This is a genomic window from Candidatus Palauibacter sp. (assembly GCF_965222475.1).
In the GTDB taxonomy this organism is placed as follows: Bacteria; Gemmatimonadota; Gemmatimonadetes; order Palauibacterales; family Palauibacteraceae; genus Palauibacter.
Map to the genome: position 1 here is coordinate 357,378 of NZ_CBDCUB010000004.1, position 16,876 is coordinate 374,253.

Annotated in this window: 10 protein-coding genes; 5 read left to right on the forward strand and 5 right to left on the reverse strand. The window is 68.9% G+C overall.

Annotation, left to right across the window (positions count from 1 at the left end; translation table 11 throughout):
- Positions 1-381: 381 nt before the first annotated feature.
- Entirely contained in the window at positions 382-525 is a 144-nt protein-coding gene (locus ACOQPP_RS10260; RefSeq protein WP_420636501.1) for an HU family DNA-binding protein, read from the forward strand.
- Positions 526-1,161: 636 nt separating this feature from the next.
- Here ACOQPP_RS10260 and ACOQPP_RS10265 read toward each other — a convergent pair.
- Positions 1,162-1,695 (reverse strand): tyrosine-type recombinase/integrase, encoded by a 534-nt coding sequence (locus tag ACOQPP_RS10265; protein ID WP_420636452.1) that lies wholly within the window; start codon positions 1,693-1,695, stop codon positions 1,162-1,164.
- A gap of 80 nt (positions 1,696-1,775) precedes the next feature.
- On the opposite strand from ACOQPP_RS10265, the gene ACOQPP_RS10270 reads away from it, so the two are divergent.
- Positions 1,776-5,120: a VPS10 domain-containing protein gene (locus ACOQPP_RS10270; protein WP_420636453.1), complete on the forward strand. Its 3,345-nt coding sequence runs from the start codon at positions 1,776-1,778 to the stop codon at positions 5,118-5,120.
- A gap of 24 nt (positions 5,121-5,144) precedes the next feature.
- Here the strand turns inward: ACOQPP_RS10270 and ACOQPP_RS10275 are convergent, their stop codons facing one another.
- Positions 5,145-6,542: a CapA family protein gene (locus ACOQPP_RS10275; RefSeq protein ID WP_420636454.1), complete on the reverse strand. Its 1,398-nt coding sequence runs from the start codon at positions 6,540-6,542 to the stop codon at positions 5,145-5,147.
- Positions 6,543-6,895: 353 nt separating this feature from the next.
- Between ACOQPP_RS10275 and ACOQPP_RS10280 the strand changes: the two genes are divergently transcribed.
- A complete protein-coding gene (locus tag ACOQPP_RS10280) occupies positions 6,896-7,225 on the forward strand; it encodes a helix-turn-helix domain-containing protein (protein WP_420636455.1) in 330 nt (109 codons plus the stop codon).
- Entirely contained in the window at positions 7,222-8,547 is a 1,326-nt protein-coding gene (locus ACOQPP_RS10285) for a type II toxin-antitoxin system HipA family toxin (protein WP_420636456.1), read from the forward strand. The genes ACOQPP_RS10280 and ACOQPP_RS10285 overlap by 4 nt, the downstream gene beginning before the upstream one ends.
- Here ACOQPP_RS10285 and ACOQPP_RS10290 read toward each other — a convergent pair.
- Genes ACOQPP_RS10290 through ACOQPP_RS10300 form a run of 3 tightly spaced genes read right to left on the reverse strand, consistent with a single transcriptional unit; the run spans position 8,542 to position 14,044 of the window.
- Positions 8,542-10,665, reverse strand: coding sequence for a CehA/McbA family metallohydrolase (locus ACOQPP_RS10290; RefSeq protein ID WP_420636457.1), 2,124 nt, complete (start codon positions 10,663-10,665; stop codon positions 8,542-8,544). The two genes, ACOQPP_RS10285 and ACOQPP_RS10290, sit on opposite strands and share 6 nt — an antisense overlap.
- Complete coding sequence (locus ACOQPP_RS10295) at positions 10,662-12,332, reverse strand: amidohydrolase (RefSeq protein WP_420636502.1); 1,671 nt, start codon at positions 12,330-12,332, stop codon at positions 10,662-10,664. Before ACOQPP_RS10295 ends, ACOQPP_RS10290 begins: the two co-directional genes overlap by 4 nt.
- Positions 12,332-14,044 (reverse strand): N-acyl-D-amino-acid deacylase family protein, encoded by a 1,713-nt coding sequence (locus ACOQPP_RS10300; RefSeq protein ID WP_420636458.1) that lies wholly within the window; start codon positions 14,042-14,044, stop codon positions 12,332-12,334. Before ACOQPP_RS10300 ends, ACOQPP_RS10295 begins: the two co-directional genes overlap by 1 nt.
- Positions 14,045-14,302: 258 nt before the next feature.
- Here ACOQPP_RS10300 and ACOQPP_RS10305 point away from each other — a divergent pair, with 258 nt between their 5' ends.
- Positions 14,303-16,873 carry a CehA/McbA family metallohydrolase gene (locus tag ACOQPP_RS10305; protein WP_420636459.1) on the forward strand — a complete coding sequence of 857 codons (2,571 nt, stop codon included), beginning with the start codon at positions 14,303-14,305 and terminating at the stop codon, positions 16,871-16,873.
- Positions 16,874-16,876: the final 3 nt, after the last annotated feature.

Below are 16,876 nucleotides of genomic sequence, written 5' to 3' on the forward strand. Positions count from 1 at the left end.
CACGCCAAGACCCTCGACCGTGGCGTGGGTCACATGTTGCCGATCGGCGAGTCCTGACTGATTCGTGGAGAAAGTGCTTGGCTAGGATCCGGGCAGGCGCAGTGGATGAACTTCCCCGGATAGAACGCACTTCGGCCGACCGCGATCGAGGTTCTCCTCAGCCGCTCCAGGCGCAGCTCGAGGGCATCCGCTGGCGGGGTTCCCAGCGTCGGTCGCCGAGTTGGTTAGCGGACGGCAGTCCGGCTACGCAACGTTGGACATTGCGCTCTGGCGAGGGGTGGCTCCTGCCCCCCCTTCGATCCCCGGGAGGCTCCGCGCTCGGGCCGACTTCGCGGACGAGCGACTCCTTCCCCGTCCCGTTGCCACGGCGGGGGCAAGGGCATCGAACTCAGGGGGTTCGGCACCTTCAAGGTGCAACGCCGCAAGCCGCGCACGGCCCGCAACCCCGGACAGGGGAACCGGTCGACGTTCCGCTCCGCCGTGCGCCGGTCTCCAACGCCTCGAGACTCCTTCGCGACCGGGTGAACCGGCGGTAGGACTCTCCGTGGCAGATGGATCTCCGGCGGGAAGCCGACAAGTCGTAGCGGGCCGACACGGCAACGAAGCGGCCAGCCGTTCCCCGGAAGGGAACACGGGCCGGGATCGTTCGTCGGGACACCACCGATCCCTTGCCCGGCGCATCGACGTCTACCAAAGGCGCTTGACGGCCTTCCCGCGAGGGATTGCTGGTGGGGAGCGACCCGCGAGCGGGGGGTGGCATGGCTGTGCACATGCCGACCCTCCGCGGTGCTGATCGGGGCATGCCGATCGGGTGGGTCGCTCCGTCTTATCCCCGAGACCCTCGGGAACGGGCTGCCGCGCAAGCGGCCCACCCGTAACCGTAAGACGGCCCACGACATAAGAAGGAGCGCATGTTTGCCGGGGAACCGCCTCCCGGCGCACATGCACCCATTTGTCAGATGTGCACTCCCCGTACGGCACGGACCCTCGCCGAGCGGTATTCACGACCAGCCTCCGGGGAGGCGGGTCGAGAGCCAGGTGGCGAAGCAATCGATCGCCGCTCGGTGTCAATGGCCATGTATAATGTCACACTTTGCGGCGTGTCCCGCTCCGGTCGCGCCGCTCCCTCCGCAGGACACGGCGAGGGGAAGCGCCTGGCCGTCATGACGCCGCCTCGACCTGGTTACGGACCTTGTGTGCCAGCGCCGCCTCCACGACCTCGCGGGGATGATCCGTCTCTTCGGCCGCCCAGTCGCGGAAACTCGACCGGGACCCGTGCGGCAACGCCCGCATGTGCCGCACGCCGTTTCCCTGTGAACCGAGCACCGGGCCGATCCGGTCGCAGGGATTGTCCGGCCTGAGATCCATCGCCACGGACATTCCATGACCGCGCCCATTCCGTATGCGCTGGCGCAGCTTCCGGGCCGTCGGCGGCATGTCATGCCAGATCGGAGCGAGGATCCCGATCACGTCGGCGCTCGTGACCTCCGAGATCGGCATCTTTCCGATGCGAGGGACCGCGTAGCGCTCCAGACTGCTCAGCCAGAGCTGCGCATGCTCGGGGGAGCGCCAGCCCGGCCGCAGCTGCTTCCAGACCTGCCGGACCGCGTCCGCGAAGGTAGGCGTCGACTCGACCCGGCGCTTCTCCGAGAGGGGATCGCCTCCCTCGCGGGCCAGCTTCCGGTTGGCGAACATTATAGAACTCGCGTGGATGATATAGCCTTGTCTTACTAGGAGTCCCTACGGGAACGTCTTCTCGAAGCCGGGAGCCGACGATGCGCCACCACAATCACTCACCGTCGCCGGGGATCGTTTTCTCGATCATCCTCGTTTCCGCCCTCGCCTGTGCGGGTCCGGAAGACGTGCCGGACCGGGACGCGGCCGCCGGGCTGGCGGGCGGTTCGGCCGATGCAGCCGTGATCGAAGTGCTCGAGTGGCGTCCGATCGGACCCTGGCGGGGCGGCAAGTCCATCGCCGGGGCCGGGCATCCGACGGAGCCCGGCGTCTTCTACATGGGGAGCACGAACGGGGGCGGCGTCTGGCGCACCGACGACGCCGGGGTGAGCTGGCACAACCTCTCCGACGGCTACTTCGGGACGACCACGGTGTCATCGCTGGCCATTTCCCAGTCCAACCCGGACATCCTCTACGTCGGGACAGGGGATGTCTCCTTCCGCACCAACATCTCGCGCGGGGACGGCATCTACCGGACTTCCGACGGCGGACGCGGTTGGCGGAACATGGGACTGGTCGAGACGAGGAACCTGTCCGCGATCGAGGTCCATCCCCGAAACCCCGATCTGGTCTACGCCGCGTCGCACGGGCACGGCTTTGTGCCGGACGAGAATCGCGGCTTGTATCGGTCTCGCGACGGCGGTGAGACCTGGGAGCGCATCCTCTACGTCGACGACGAAACCGGCGTGATCGATCTCGTCATGGATCGGAGCGCGCCCGGAACCCTGTACGCCGCGTCCTGGAACGGGCGCCGCTTCCCGTGGACGATTCGCGACGCGGGCCCCGGAAACGGAATCTGGAAGTCGACGGACGGGGGCGACAGCTGGGAGGATCTCTCGGCGGCCGCAGGGCTTCCGGCGGGACTCAAGGGACGTATCTCGCTCGACGTGTCCCAGTCGCGGCCGAACCGGGTGTGGGCGTTGATGACGGCGGAAGGGGATGGCACAGGGGGGCTCTACACAGCCGACGCCCCCGGCCAGGCGGACTGGGAGCCGTGCCGCGACTACTACTGCTCCGGCAACGGCCTCTACCGCTCGGACGATGGCGGCGGAAGCTGGGAGCGCGTCGCCGACAATCCCAACTTCTTCCAGCGCCCGTGGTACTACACGCACGTCGTGGCCGACCCCACCGACCCGGATGTCGTGTACGTCCTCAACACTTCGATCTGGAAGTCGACGGACGGCGGCGAGAGCTTCGCCGCGCTCACGACGCTTCCCCACGGCGACCACCACGCGCTGTGGATCGACCCCGCGGAACCGCGCCGCATGCTGGGCGGGGGAGACGGCGGCGCCACGGTCACCCTCAACGGCGGCCGTACGTGGTCGTCGGTCGAGAACCAGCCCACGGGCCAGATGTACAACGCGTCGGTGGACGACGATTTCCCCTACAACGTCTGCGCGCCCCAGCAGGACAATACGAGCATCTGCGTGCCCAGCCGATCCGATGAAGGACGGATCTTCGACTACCAGCGCTGGACGACCGCGGCCGCCGAGAACGGCGGGATCGCGGTCCACCCCGACCGACTCGACGTGAGCTACGGCGGCGACCACCACTGGATCTCGCGTGTCGACCGATCGACCGGTGAGCGCCGCTGGATCTCGGTCTGGGGGGAGAACTACTACGGCACCGGCGAGGCCCAGCTCCGCTACCGCCAGGTGTGGGACGTCAAGCTCTTCCTCTCGCTCCACAACCCCGACGTGCTGTACACGGCGACCCAGTTCGTCCACCGCTCGACGGACGAGGGGGATAGTTGGGAGGACATCTCCCCCGACCTCACGCGGGCCGACGAGACCCGGTTCGAAGCGACGCTACCCTCCGATCGTGGCGAGTTCTGGGGTCTCACGCGGGAGAACGTGGGAATCGAGTGGTACGCCGCGATCGCCAGCATCGCCGAGTCGCCCCTGCGGGAAGGCGTCCTGTGGACAGGGTCGAACGACGGCCTCGTGTACCTCTCACGCGATGGCGGCGGGAACTGGGAGGACGTGACACCTCCCGACATGGAGGCCGACACCTGGGTGAGCGTAGTCGAGCCTTCGCGCCACGATCCGGCGGTGGCCTACGTCTCCGCCAACCGCCACATGATGGGGGACGACGCGCCGTCCGTGTGGGCGACGGCCGACTATGGGGCCACCTGGCGCCGTATCGATGCGGGGTTCCCGGAGGACGACTTCGTGTGGGTCGTGCGCGAGGACGCGGAGCGACCCGGGCTGCTGTACGCAGGCGCTGAGTGGAGCGGCGTGTGGGTGAGCCTGGACGACGGGGAGATCTGGCACTCGCTGAGGCTCAACCTGCCGGTCACGCCCGTCCGCGACCTCAAACTGAAGGACGGCGACGTGGTGGCGGCCACGCATGGGCGTTCGCACTGGATCCTGGATGACATTTCGCCGCTGCGGCAGCTCGCGGCCGCGGGTGCGACGCTCCGCGCCGACGGTGGCGGACCGAGAGTCGAGGACGGAATTCGCCCGTTCACGCCGCGACCCACGATCCGGTTCCGGGAGATGGTGACCCAGGCGACCTTCGGCGGCCTCTCGATGCCGAACCCGCCGAGCGGCGTCGTGCTGCGCTACTACCTGCCCCGGGCCCCCGAGGGCGAGGTCCGGCTGTCGATCCACGAGTCGGGCGACGAGGGCGAGGGGGAGGAGATCCGCACGTTCTCTAGCAGGGGCGTCGCCCCCGAGCCGGGACCCGATCTGATCGATCCAGCGGAGCTGGTGGAGCCGGGGCTCCCCGCGGAGGCCGGCGCCAACGTCTTCGAGTGGGATATGCGCTATCCGGAGCCGGTCGACTGGGTTCCGAAGACGCTATATCGCCACCGGGACCCGTACGGGCCGCTGGCGCCTCCGGGGCGCTACGAGGCGCGGCTGACGGTGGACGGCGAAACGTTCTCGGTCCCGTTCGAGATCGTGCCGGATCCGCGCGTGTCCACGCCGCAGGCCGAGTTCGACGAGCAGTTCGGGTTCCTGATCGCGATCCGGGAGAAGATCGGCGAGAACCACCGCGCGGTGGCGCGCATCCACAGCCTGCGGCAGAGGATCGTGGAAGCGACCGAGGCCGCCGCGGGGACCGAGGGCGCCGCCGACGTCGCCCGCGCCGGGGCCGAACTGGACGCCCGGCTGTGGGAGATCGAGGACCAGTTGCGCCAGTTCCGGCCCTCCCGCGAGCACCGGGCCAAGCAGGAACTCATCAACTGGCCGGTCCGCCTCGACGACAAGTTCGCGAAGCTGCTCGAACACGCCGAAGCCTCGGACGCGGCGCCGACCTCACGCGACCGTATGCTGTTCGACGATTTGTCGGAACGTCAGGAAGAGCAGATCGAGGAACTCGGCTTCATCGAGGAAGGCGAGGCAGCACGCTTCTTTGATGCGGCCGAGCGGGGCGGCCCGTGAACCGCCCCGCTCCACCCACGGGAGCTACCGCCGCCAGATTCCGACGCCGTTCTCGTAGCGGATCTCGGTGCCGTAGGGGCGTGACAGCTCGGCGAGGTGCTCGATGATCTTGGGGCCCAGTTCCTCCGGCGCGATGCGCGGGGTGCCTCGCCGGCCCCGGGGCGCCTTCCATTCGAGTTCGATCGGGTAGAACACGATCTCGACTACCTCGTCGCCCTCGAACGTCGCAACCGGAACCACGCTCTCGTACCACTCGGCCCCGGTGGGAAATCCCGTCGTGGGGTTCCCGTCCTCGTCCACCTGAAAGCGCGTGTCGTATATCTCCGACGCGAGCCGGTCGAGCGGGATCCCGTAGCGGTCCCGCTGGTCGGAGGGCATGGGGTCGATCGTTTCGTTCTGGAAGATGAAGTTGGCCAGCGAATAGAAGATCGGCCGGCCCTTGTAGATTTCGACCCCGCGGAGCTGGTGCGGCCCGTGGATGATGAAGGTGTTCGCCCCCGCGTCGATCGTCTGCCGCGCGAACTCCTCCATCCACGCCGGCGCGGTCACGAAGGCGTTGCCGGGTTCGTGCGAGTGGCTGTTGACGACGACGTAGTCGGCCTGGTCGGTCGCGTTTCGCACTTCGTGGAGGACTCGTTCACGGTCCACGTCGTTCAGGGACACCACGGAACGGTCCTGGTCGCCCGGGAACACGGTGGAGCCCAACACGCGCACCGGCGCGCCCTCGTTGTCCGACACGTTCGCGCCCTGCCTGCGGGCCACGTCCCGCAGCGCGGCCATGGTCTCCGGCGATCCCTCGTAGCGGGTACTCAGCCGCAGAGGGTTCAGCCCCGGCCTCCCCTGCACGGTGGGCCCGGTCCGCCCCGCGCGCGACATCGGCGTGTGGGTGGACGCCATCCCGATCAGCGCGATCCGTCCCTTCGCCGTCTCCAGATACCCGGGACGGCTGGCCCAGCCCAGGTTCTCGCCCGTCCCCGAGTGGATGAGTCCCCACTCGTCCATCAGCCGGTTGGTGAGCCGCATGCCTTCGACGCCGTAGTCCGTCGTGTGGTTGTTCGCCCGGTTGAAGAGATTGAAGCCCATGTCGACGAGATCCTTCAGCGTCTCGGGCGAGCCCACCTCGTAGTTGCCGCCGTTCTCGGCCGCGGGCCAGCCGGTGAACTCCTGCAGCCGGAAGACCGACTGCTCGAGGTTCAGGAAGGCGGCATCGGTCGCGCGGATGATGTTGGCGAGTTCGTGGAAGCCCGGATCGCCGGGGTGATCCAGCGGCGCCGTGCGGCGGTTCATGATCACGTCGCCCACCGCGGCCAGCGTCCAGCGGGTGTCCGAGCCGATGGGCGAACGGGTCTGCGCCCGGGCCTCGGACCAGAGGGCCGGCGCGAGGACGGCGAGGCAGAGGGCCAGGAGAGCAGGGCGGCGCATGGGGTCCTCCTTCTGACGGGCTGGGTCATCCTTGCCTTTCGCCAAGGTATGCCGACGACCGGGACAGGCGCATGGCGGCTGACTGAGCGCCGTGGCGGACGCGTCCCACTATGGTGGTGGCGCGCCACTCTTCGACTCGGGTATCTCCGGTTCAGTGTGTGAGGACATGCGACCACCTGCCTACATGTTGTCAACACGCCGGTTAAGGCGCATAACTGCTCGAAAACATGATTTCGCGCCATATATGACGGTCTGGACATGACCATCTCTCGTACCTACGTTCGCTTCGTTCGGGCAGGCTCCGCAGGTCGCGCAGGCCGAGCTTCGAGGGAACTGGACGGGAGAACCGGGAAATGGGAACGATCATCCCCACGAGCCGGACGCCGGACGTGTTGCGGGAAGTGGGCGCACGGCTGAAGACGCTGAGACTACGGCAGAACCTCCGCGTGAAGGATCTCGCCTCCCGCGCCGGGGTGGGTGCGCGCACCATCGACCGGGCGGAGGCCGGGCACAGCGTGGGCACCGACACGCTGGTGCGGATCATGCGCGGTCTGGGCCGGCTCCAGGCGTTCGAGGCCCTGATTCCTCCTCCCGAACCTTCCCCCTATGAGATCGAGCAGCTGAGAGGCAAGCCGCGCCAACGCGCGTCGAGACGGACCCGGCCCCCGGAGCGGCTGTCGTGAACGGATACACGACGGTCCGCGTGCGGCTGTGGGGGCGCGAGGTCGGTCTCCTCCTCGAGTCGGAGGGCGGGCGGATCACGTTCGAGTACGACCGCGGGTTCCGGGACTCGGGACTCGAGATCTCGCCGATCCACCTGCCGCTGGCGCGTCCCGGACCGGTTTCCTTCCCGGAACTCGCCCGCAAGCCCGCTTTCATCGGACTGCCCGGCGTGTTCGCCGACGCGCTGCCGGACCGGTTCGGCAACGCCGTGATCCGCCGCTATTTCGAGGCGCGGGGGCGCCCCGGGGACGCGTGGTCGCCGCTCCAGCGGATGCTCTACATCGGAGATCGCGCGATGGGGGGCCTGGAGTTCCTTCCCCCGCACGACCCCGGCCCCGGGACGGAGGAGCCCCTCGAAGTGCGGGCGCTCGTCGAGCAGGCACGGCGCGTCATCGAGGGCGATGTCTCGGTCGCGGTGCCGGAGATGATGCAGGTGGGAGGAAGCGCGGGCGGCGCCCGTCCCAAGGCGCTGATTCTCTGGGATCGCGCGACGCGGAGTGTGCGCTCGGGGTTCGCCCGCCCACGGCCCGGGGAGGAGTTGTGGCTCATCAAGTTCGATGGAGCCAGCCGCGACGCGTCGGGGCTGGACATGCGCGCCGCCCGCCGCCCCGGTCCGTGGGGCCGCATCGAATTCGCGTATTCCCGTCTGGCGCGGGATGCCGGCATCGATATGGCGGAGACACATCTGCTCCGCGACGGCGATCTGGCTCACTTCATGACGCGACGCTTCGACCGAGCCCCCGCTCCGGCTGCGGATGTGCGCGGAGGTACGGTCTTCGAGCGGCTCCACCTGCACAGCCTCGGCGGCCTGCGGCACATCGACTTCAACGACCAGTTCGTGTTCAGCTACGAGGGCTGGTTCGACACGATCCGGGCCCTCGGGCTGGACCAGCCGTCAGTGAACGAGGCGTTCCGGCGCCTGGTGTTCAGCGTGGCGACCGTCAACTTCGACGACCACGTCAAGAACTTCGCCTTTCTCATGGATCGCGGAGGCCGCTGGCGTCTCGCGCCCGCCTACGACGTGACCTACGCGGAGAACGAGGCGTGGACGCGGCAGCACCAGCTCTCGGTGAACGGCCGCTTCCGCGACATCACGCGGGCGGACCTTCTGCGGGTGGGACGAGCGTTCGATGTGCCCGCCGCGGGGAGACGCATCATCGAGCAGGTGCTGGAGGCTCTGGGCGGCTGGCCCGCGCACGCCCAAGCGGCGGGCGTCCCGGAGGGCATGGCGGCGTTCCTCGAAGACCGCTTCGAGCGGGAGATCGGCGTCAGCCGCTCATGACGAGGTCGCCGCCGGCGCGGCGCGGGCGCGGTCGAGCAGAGCCCGGTAGCGGGCGTCCGCCTCCCGCACGCGCGGTTCGAGGCGGAGACGCTGCTGCTCCCACTCCTCCTCGAGGATCCGGGTCGTCTCCCAGTATTCGAGGTCGCCGGCAGGCTGGATCGGCTCCGTGAGCAGTTCCTGCAGCTTCGCCCGGTGACGGGCGACGAGGTCCGGCACGGCCTCCAGCTTCCACCACGGTTCGTCATCCACGACGACGAACACCGGGGCGCTGTGCGCGACGGTCATGTCGCGTTCCCCGTCCCGGTCGCCGAAGGCTCGGACGGCGACCCACAGGCTCTCGCCGGCCTCGATCCGGGTCTCGAGTCGTATGCGGTCGCTGCCGACCGCGGCTTCCGTCGCGACGACCTCGCCGTGGACGACGAGTTCCAGCCGGTTCAGGCGATCGATATCGGGATTGAGGGAAGCTTCTGCCACGATCTCCAGGCTCACCCCGCGCTCGACGCGAAGCTCTGAACCCATCTCCTGGCCGTTCACGCGGAACTCCAGGAACGGTCCGTTGCTCACGTACGTGTGGCCGCGGCGGTAGGCGTTGTACCACTCGTTCGGCGCGAACGGCCCGTCCAGCTTCACGTAGGTGCGTTCTACGCCCGGGAGCGTGGGTCCGAAGTACGGGTAATCGGCGCCGGCGATGGGGCGGACGTTGAAGCCCAGATTGAGGAAGCTGTACCAGATGTCGTCGTACACACGTCCGCCCTGCAGCACCTCGATGAAGTCGACGAGGTCGAAGGGCACGTCCAGCGCCAGCCCTCGTTCCCCGTTGAAGAGCTGGCCCATGTGCGCGTAGCCGGAGATCCCGCCCTGGGCGTGCGACTCCTCGAACACCCGGTGGTAGAGGAAGTAGGACTCCGGATCCTGGCGGATGGGACGCTGCAGGTTGTGATGGATCGTGTGTCCGCGCTGCACGGTGCGCGGGTCCTCCTGCCCGGATACGAGCGCGTGGCCTTCGCGCACGTACTGTCCCGCCTCCCCCCACGCCGGCTGCTTGAAGTGGGTGACGGCGATGTTTCCCATCTCCAGCAGGTTTGCGACGTGGATGTCCTCGGCGGCGATCTGCGCCCATACGGCGTCGTCTTCCGTATGGTCGCGCGCGATGTGGACGTGGGAGTCGCCGGAATACCAGCCCTCCGCGGGCAGGTCCGCGTAGCGCTCGAGGGAGACGGTGAGATCCGTCGTCTCGTCGGCGCGGACCTCGACGGTACGCTGGTAGCCGCGGTATTCGGGGCCCCGCGTCGCGACGAACTCGTAGCTCCCGGCCGGCAGGCGGGCCTCGTAGTCCCCGTCCACGTAGAAGGCGAGGCGGTGCTCGGACGGCCACCAGGTGCGCGGGTTCACCCACAGGAGCCGCACCTCGTCCGCGAACCGGTGCACGAGGACGGAGCGCTCGGAGGGGAGCGGGGCCCGGCCCGTCCCATCGTAGAGGCCGAGCCGGGCGGGCACCGCGCGTCCCGTGGCGGCGTCCTCCACCGACAGGCGAAGCGTACCGAATCCCGCGGGGACCGGGGTGGCGTGGCTCCGCACGACTTCGATGTCGCAGAGAGCGATGCCGTCGGATCCACCGATGGCGAGATCCGTGTCGCGGATCCCGTGCGCGGCGAAACGGGCGCGGTCGAGTGTCACCCGGGCGGTCGCGAGTGTGGCCCCGGACTCGGGTTCGACGGGCTCCGACTCGCCGATCCCGTCGCCACCGTTGTCGTTGAACCCGACGCTGAACGTCCCGGTGAGTTCCGGCGCGTAAGTGATCAGGAGGTCGACCGGCTCATCGATATCGAACGCGAACGCGTCCTCGATATCCAGCGCGAAGAGGGGGCCGACGACGCAGGTCCGGCCGCCGATGTCGCGGGTCTGGAATGGGTTCCCGCGGCTGTACATGAGCAGTTCCGAGCGCGCGACCCCGAGCGTGCGCGCGATGTGTTCGCGCGGCCACTCGAGTTCCACGACGTAGCGGGCGTCGCTGCCGTGCACCGCTCCCACCGGCCGTCCCGGAGCGGGGCCGGCTGCGCCGGCGATGAAGCCCCCAACCACCGCGAGCAGAGACGCCCGCCGGACGCGGCCCCTCACCGCTCGTACACGATCCGGCCTCCGACCACGGTGAGATCGACTTCCATCGACTCCAGACATGGGTCCTCACATTCCAGCACGTGGTCCGCGGTCACCACGAGATCGGCGGCCATGCCGACCTCGAGCGTCCCCTTCTCGGCCTCCTCGAAGGTCAGGTACGCGTACCCGTGCGTCGCAGCGCGCAGCGCCTCCTCGCGCGTGATGCCCTGAGATTCGTCCAGCACGCCGGCGCTGATCGTGCCACGCGTCGTGAAGTGGTGGAGCATCCACCACGGGTCCCAGGGGACGACGGGGGAATCCGTTCCCAGCGAGACCGGGATCCCGGCGTCGAGATAGGCGCGCACCGGCGTGGTCCAGGCGGCGCGCTCCTCGCCCCAGTACTTCACAAGGCTCGGAGCGGCGACGTAGAGGTGATTCTGCGCCGTCACGGAGAGCCCGAGAGCCCGCATGCGCGGGAAGTGGTCCTCGCGCGGAATGAACCCGTGCTCGATCACCCAACGGAGACCTTCGATCCGGGCGTCCGCGTTCGCGGCCTCGTAGCCGTCGAGGACGAGGTCGATGGCGGCGTCCCCCACCGCGTGCGTCGCCACCCGCCAGCCCTGCCGGTGGAGTTCGCGGACGGTCTCGATGTAGCGGTCTGTCGGTACGGTCTGGAGGCCGTGGAAGGTGCCGCCCTCGCCCCACGGTTCCTCGTACGGCTCGCGCATGAGGCCGCCCTCGAAGCCGCCATCCACGCCGAGTTTCACGCCGCCGACACGGAGCCAGTCGTCGCCCTCGTCCATGGCGGGCCAGGACGCGAGCGCCTCCTCCAGCGGCTGGGCGCCGGCGCCGCGCGGGGCCCTGAGCACGTAGTTCACCCGTAGCGTGAGCCGGCCCTCGCCGCGGAGGCGCTCGATGGCCCGGTACTGCTCGGGGGGGCCGCCCGGGTAACGGATGCTGGTCAGGCCCCGCGCTTTGAGCGCGGCGTACTCCTCGGCCAGCGCGTCGAGGACGGCCTCCGGGTCGGGCGGCGCGGCTTCCGGCAGCGACACGAGATCCTTGGCCCGGTCGACGAGTTCGCCGTTCAGCCGCCCGTCCGGATAGCGGCCGATCCGGCCGCCCGGCACCTCCGCCGTCGACTCGTCGATGCCCCAGCGGGCGAGCGCCGCGCTGTTCAGCACGTATTCGTGACCGCCGCGGACGACGACGACCGGCTGTTCGGCCGCGCGGTCCAGATCGTCGCGGTACGGCAGCCGGTGCTCCGCGAGTTGCCCCTCGTGCCAGTCGCGGTTGGTCACGATCAGCTCCCCGGGGCCCGTTTCCAGCGCGAAAGCGGCGATCGCGTCGATCACATCCGCAAGCGACCGGGCCCCCGTGAGATCGACGCCGGGACCGCCCCCGATGCCGTGATAGTGGTTGTCGGTGAGCCCCGGGATCACCGTACGGCCGCCGAGTTCGACGACGCGCGTATCCGGCCCGGCCAGCGCGCGGATCTCCTCCGAGGTCCCCGCCGCGAGCACGCGACCGTCGCCGACCGCGAGCGCCTCCACGACGCCCGGCGATCCCAGCGTCAGGATCTCCCCATCGACGAGGACGAGATCCGCCATCTCGCCCGGGGGCGCGGCGCAGGCCGCGAGGTACAGCGCCGCCAGCGCGGCGGCGGGGCGCAAAGGCCTCATCTTCGTCATCACGGGGTCCCTCCCGTCTCCCGGCGCAGGAGCCTGCCCGGCCGCGCCTCCGTCAGTGCGCCGTCATCGATCACCGGCACGCCGTTCACGAACACGAAATCCATCCCCTCGGCGTAGCGCATCGGATCCCCGAACCGGGCCACGTCCCGCACCTCATCCGGGTCGAACAGGACGAGGTCCGCCGCCATTCCCGGCGCGATGAGGCCCCGATCCGCCAGTCCCAACCGACGCGCGGCAAGCGAGGTCATGCGCCGGACCGCGTCCTCGAGGCTGAGGATTCCGTCCTCTCTCACATACTTGGCGATGACCCGCGGAAAGGCCCCGAACGCGCGCGGATGCGAACTCGCCGTCGTGGCCGGGTTCACGGGCGAGGCATCCGTATCGATCATCACGAACTCGGCCCGCAGCGCCTGCCACTTCTGTTCCTCGTTCATGCTCCGGGGATTCACGCTCACGCCCCCGGCCTGCACGAGATCGAAGAACGCGTCCCACGCGTCGGTCCCGAGGACCTCCGCCGCCTCGCTGATGGAGAGGTTGATCACCCGCGCGTCCACCTCGTCCGGGGCGGAGACGATGAGGACGTTCTCCCACTCCATCCCCACGTGGCGGTACCAGTTCTCCCAGTCGGACGTCGTCTCGACCTCGCGTCGCAGTTCGGCCCGGACCTCGGGATCGGAGAGCGTCGCCAGGAAGGGGGCCGTCCCCTCCGCGTAGTGCCGGGGATGGAGAAACGAGCCGAGGCCGATCCCGTTGCGGATGTAGGGATATATGTCCGCCGTCACATCGATCCCGGCCACCCGCGCCGAGTCGATGAGGGCGAGCGCCTCCGCCATCAGTGGCCAGTTCTCCTGCCCGGCCGCCTTGAGGTGGTAGATGTGGACCGGCGTGCCGGCGCCGACGCCGATCTCGATCGCCTCGCGGATCGCCTCGAGCACGGAGTGCGACTCGTTGCGCATGTGGGTGAAGTAGGTGCCGCCGTACTCGCCGGCCACGCGCGTCAGTTCGACGAGTTCCTCCGTCGTCGCGTACACGGCGGGCGGATAGATGAGCGAGGTCGAAGCCCCGACGGCGCCGTCCTCCATCGCCTGCCGGACGAGCGCCTTCATCTCCTCGAGTTGCTCGGGCGTCGGCTGCACATCCCCGTCGCCGAGGACGACGCGCCGCACCTGCGTGAGCCCGACATCGTGCACCACGTTGATCGGGATCTCGATGCGTTCGAGGTGCGCGAAGTACTCCGCGTACGTCCGCCAGCGCAGTTCCTCGCCGTCGACGACCGGGCCTTCGGGCTGTGTCGCGTCACTCTGCGGCGCCGCGGACCCGCCTTCCCCGGAGAGGTAGGTCGTGATCCCCTGCCGGAGCTTGCTCTCGGCGCTGGCGGGATCGGTGACGAGGACGAGGCTCGACTGGCCCATCATGTCGATGAAGCCGGGACTGACGACGCGGTCGGCCGCGTCGATGGTGCGCGCGGCCGCGTGGCCGGTGAGGTCGCCGACGGCCGCGATCCGGTCGCCGCGTAGACCGATGTCGCCCCGCACCCAGGGGTTCCCGGCCCCGTCCACGATCCGCGCCCCGGTGATGAGCACGTCGAACGGCCCCGCCACCTCCGATTCGGAGCCGGGCGCACATGCCGAGAGGACCGCTCCCAGGAATGTCACTCCCAGTGGCACCCGTCGGAGATTCACGCCGGAGGTCACCCGGGTCCGTTCCTTCATCTCACAGCCTTTCTCGGCGATCGACACCTGCCCCGGCGAACGGGACCGCCTTCGGATCTAGTCTCCCGAGCCTTCTTCGGTCAAACCTCCCTGCTTCCCTGGTTGGCGCCACGTTCACGGCCCGACGTAAGGTGTGGAACGAACGTGGGACCGCAGTGCGACACTCGTGGCACACAAATCCGGTCATGCGCCACAGCAGTCGAGATGTGGCGCACAACCACCCCAGTCGAGCGCTTCCTGGCCGTTCCGGAGGATGAAATGGGTCGAACCGCACGAATCGCAGGCCACCTGCTGATCATCTCGAGTCTTTCGAGCCCCCCCACTCTCGCCGGGCAGGACGTGGCCGCGTATCCGGGGCCGTTCCCCGGCGGGTATCCGGCGATGAGCGGGATCGGCGGGTCGGGCAAGATGTACATGGAGAGCTACTTCCCGCCCCCGGTCACGGCGTCTCCGACCTATCCCGCGTGGGCGCCCGATGGAGGTTCGATCGCCTTCGCCTACCAGGGGCGGATCTGGGCGGTTTCGGCCGAAGGGGGCGTGGCCCGGCAGCTCACGTCCGGGGCCGGGTACCACTCGCAGCCGAGCTGGTCCTCGGACGGCCGCCACATCGCCTACGCGGCCGACGTCGACCTCAATCTCGACATCTTCCTGCTCGACATCGAGAGCGGCGAATCCCGAAGGTTGACGGAAGATCCCGCCATCGACATGCGCCCGCGGTTCTCTCCCGACGGTTCCAGGATCCTGTTCACGACCGGACGGGACGGAACGTTCGACCTCTGGGGGTACGACCTCGGGGCGGGAGCGCTGGAGGCCGTCATCGCCCACCCAAGGGCGAACGACATGGCCGGCGACTGGATCGGCGATACCGGGGACATCGTCTTCGTCTCCAAGCGCGGGGAGGCGGCGCTCGGCTCGGGCTCCCTGTGGCGCTGGAGCGCGGGAACCGGCGAGGCGGAGCTTCTCATCCGCATCGAGACCAACTACCAGGCGTCACCCGTCGTAGCCCCGCACGGAGGTTCGGTCGCCTACGTCACGGACGCTTCGGGGAACAACGACATCTACCAGGTGCCGACGTACCGGGCGGGCGCCGCGCAGGACCGTTCCAGCCCCGGGATCCAGCAGGTGCGGCTCACGCACACCCGCACGGACGAGTACTTCCCATCCTGGTCTCCCGACGGGGAGCGCCTCGTCTACTCCCGGAACGGCGGCAGCGCGGGTACGGAGCGGACGACTGACGGCGGCATGGGGTTCGGGCTCTACACGACGGGACGTGGTGGCGGGGAGCCGGTCCCGGTCCGGATCGAGGACTACGCCTGGTCGGAACCCACTGGCCGGGTACAGGTGCGCGTGAGCGACGCGAACGGGCGGCGGCTCCCGTCGCGCATCTATCTCGAGGCGTCGGACGGACGCAGCTACTTCCCCGACGGCAGCTTCCCGCGCGTCCTCAGCGGCCCCGAGGACTACTACTTCCACACGGACGGCAGCTTCTCGCTCACGCTTCCCGTCGGCACGGCCGAACTCGAGGTGTGGCGCGGCTTCGAGTACGAGCCCGTGACGCGAACGGTCGAGGTTGGCGCGGGCGAGTGGACGAATGTCTATGTCCAGCTCGAGCGCTGGATCGACATGGCCGCGGAGGGCTGGTATTCGGGCGACAATCATATTCACCCGAACTACGGGGGACACTACTTCGTCACCCCGCTCGACCTCGGGAACAAGGCCCTGGCGGAAGACCTGAACGTGGCGAACGGGATGATCGCCAACTACTGGGCGAACAGCCGGGTCGAAGACCTGGAGCACTTCCTCGGCCACCCGCACCCGCATCCGGATCCGCGGACGATCGTCTACTACAACGAGGAGTACCGGCCGAACTTCTTCGCCCACATGTCGCTGCTGAACCTCGTGCAACTCATCACGCCGTTCTACATCGGCTACGAGGGGACGGCGTACCGAGAACTGTATCCCGACAACGCGGCGGTGCTGCGGCGCGTGCACGAGCAGGGCGGCATCGGCGGCTACGTTCATCCGTTCGGGCTCAGCCACCGCGGGCCGGACCCGGCGCCCGGCGGGGCGCGCGAGCTACCCGTCGACGCGATCCTCGGGCTGGCCGACTTCGTGGACGTCTCCTGCATCTGGAGCGACGAACTGGGGACGGCCGCAATCTGGTATCGTCTTCTCAACACCGGATCCCGGATCCCGGCTACCGCGGGGACGGATGTGATGACCGACATGTGGCGGCACCCGGCCGTCGGGACGACGCGGTCCTACGTCTACACGGCGGAGGAGGAACTCGACTACGACGAGTGGGCCGACGCGATGGCCGCGGGCCACGCCTTCGTGACGAGCGGACCCCTCCTCACGCTCGATGTAGAAGGGATGGGAATGGGCGAGGAACTCGCGGTCGCCGGCGGGGAGACGGTGACGGTGGCGGTCAGCGCTCGCTCGCTGTTCGAGATGGAGCACCTCGACATCATCCGAAACGGCGAGATCATCCACACTGTCGAGGCGACGGGCGACGGCAAGTCGATCGAGGCGGAGATCGACGTGCGCATGGACGGCAGCGGTTGGATCGCGGCCCGGGTTCTCGGCCCCCCGCAGCACGGGGCCATGGACAGCTACCTGTTCGCGCACACGAACCCGGTGTTCGTGATCGCCGACGGCGAGCCGGTCCGGTCGCAGGAGGACGCCGCGTTTTTCGTGCGCTGGATCGAGCGGACGCTCGAGGACCTCCACTCCATGGACCGCTGGGACGACCCGGCTCACAAAGCCGAAGTTATCGCGACCTTCGAGGAGGGCCTCCGGCTATACCAGGACCAGGCAGTGGGACGTTGACCG

Coding starts and splice junctions, on each gene's coding strand:
- ACOQPP_RS10265 (WP_420636452.1), bottom strand. CDS start 1,695: ATGTTCGCCAACCGGAAGCTGGCCCGCGAGGGAGGCGATCCCCTCTCG.
- ACOQPP_RS10270 (WP_420636453.1), top strand. CDS start 1,776: ATGCGCCACCACAATCACTCACCGTCGCCGGGGATCGTTTTCTCGATC.
- ACOQPP_RS10275 (WP_420636454.1), bottom strand. CDS start 6,542: ATGCGCCGCCCTGCTCTCCTGGCCCTCTGCCTCGCCGTCCTCGCGCCG.
- ACOQPP_RS10280 (WP_420636455.1), top strand. CDS start 6,896: ATGGGAACGATCATCCCCACGAGCCGGACGCCGGACGTGTTGCGGGAA.
- ACOQPP_RS10295 (WP_420636502.1), bottom strand. CDS start 12,332: ATGACGAAGATGAGGCCTTTGCGCCCCGCCGCCGCGCTGGCGGCGCTG.
- ACOQPP_RS10300 (WP_420636458.1), bottom strand. CDS start 14,044: ATGAAGGAACGGACCCGGGTGACCTCCGGCGTGAATCTCCGACGGGTG.
- ACOQPP_RS10305 (WP_420636459.1), top strand. CDS start 14,303: ATGGGTCGAACCGCACGAATCGCAGGCCACCTGCTGATCATCTCGAGT.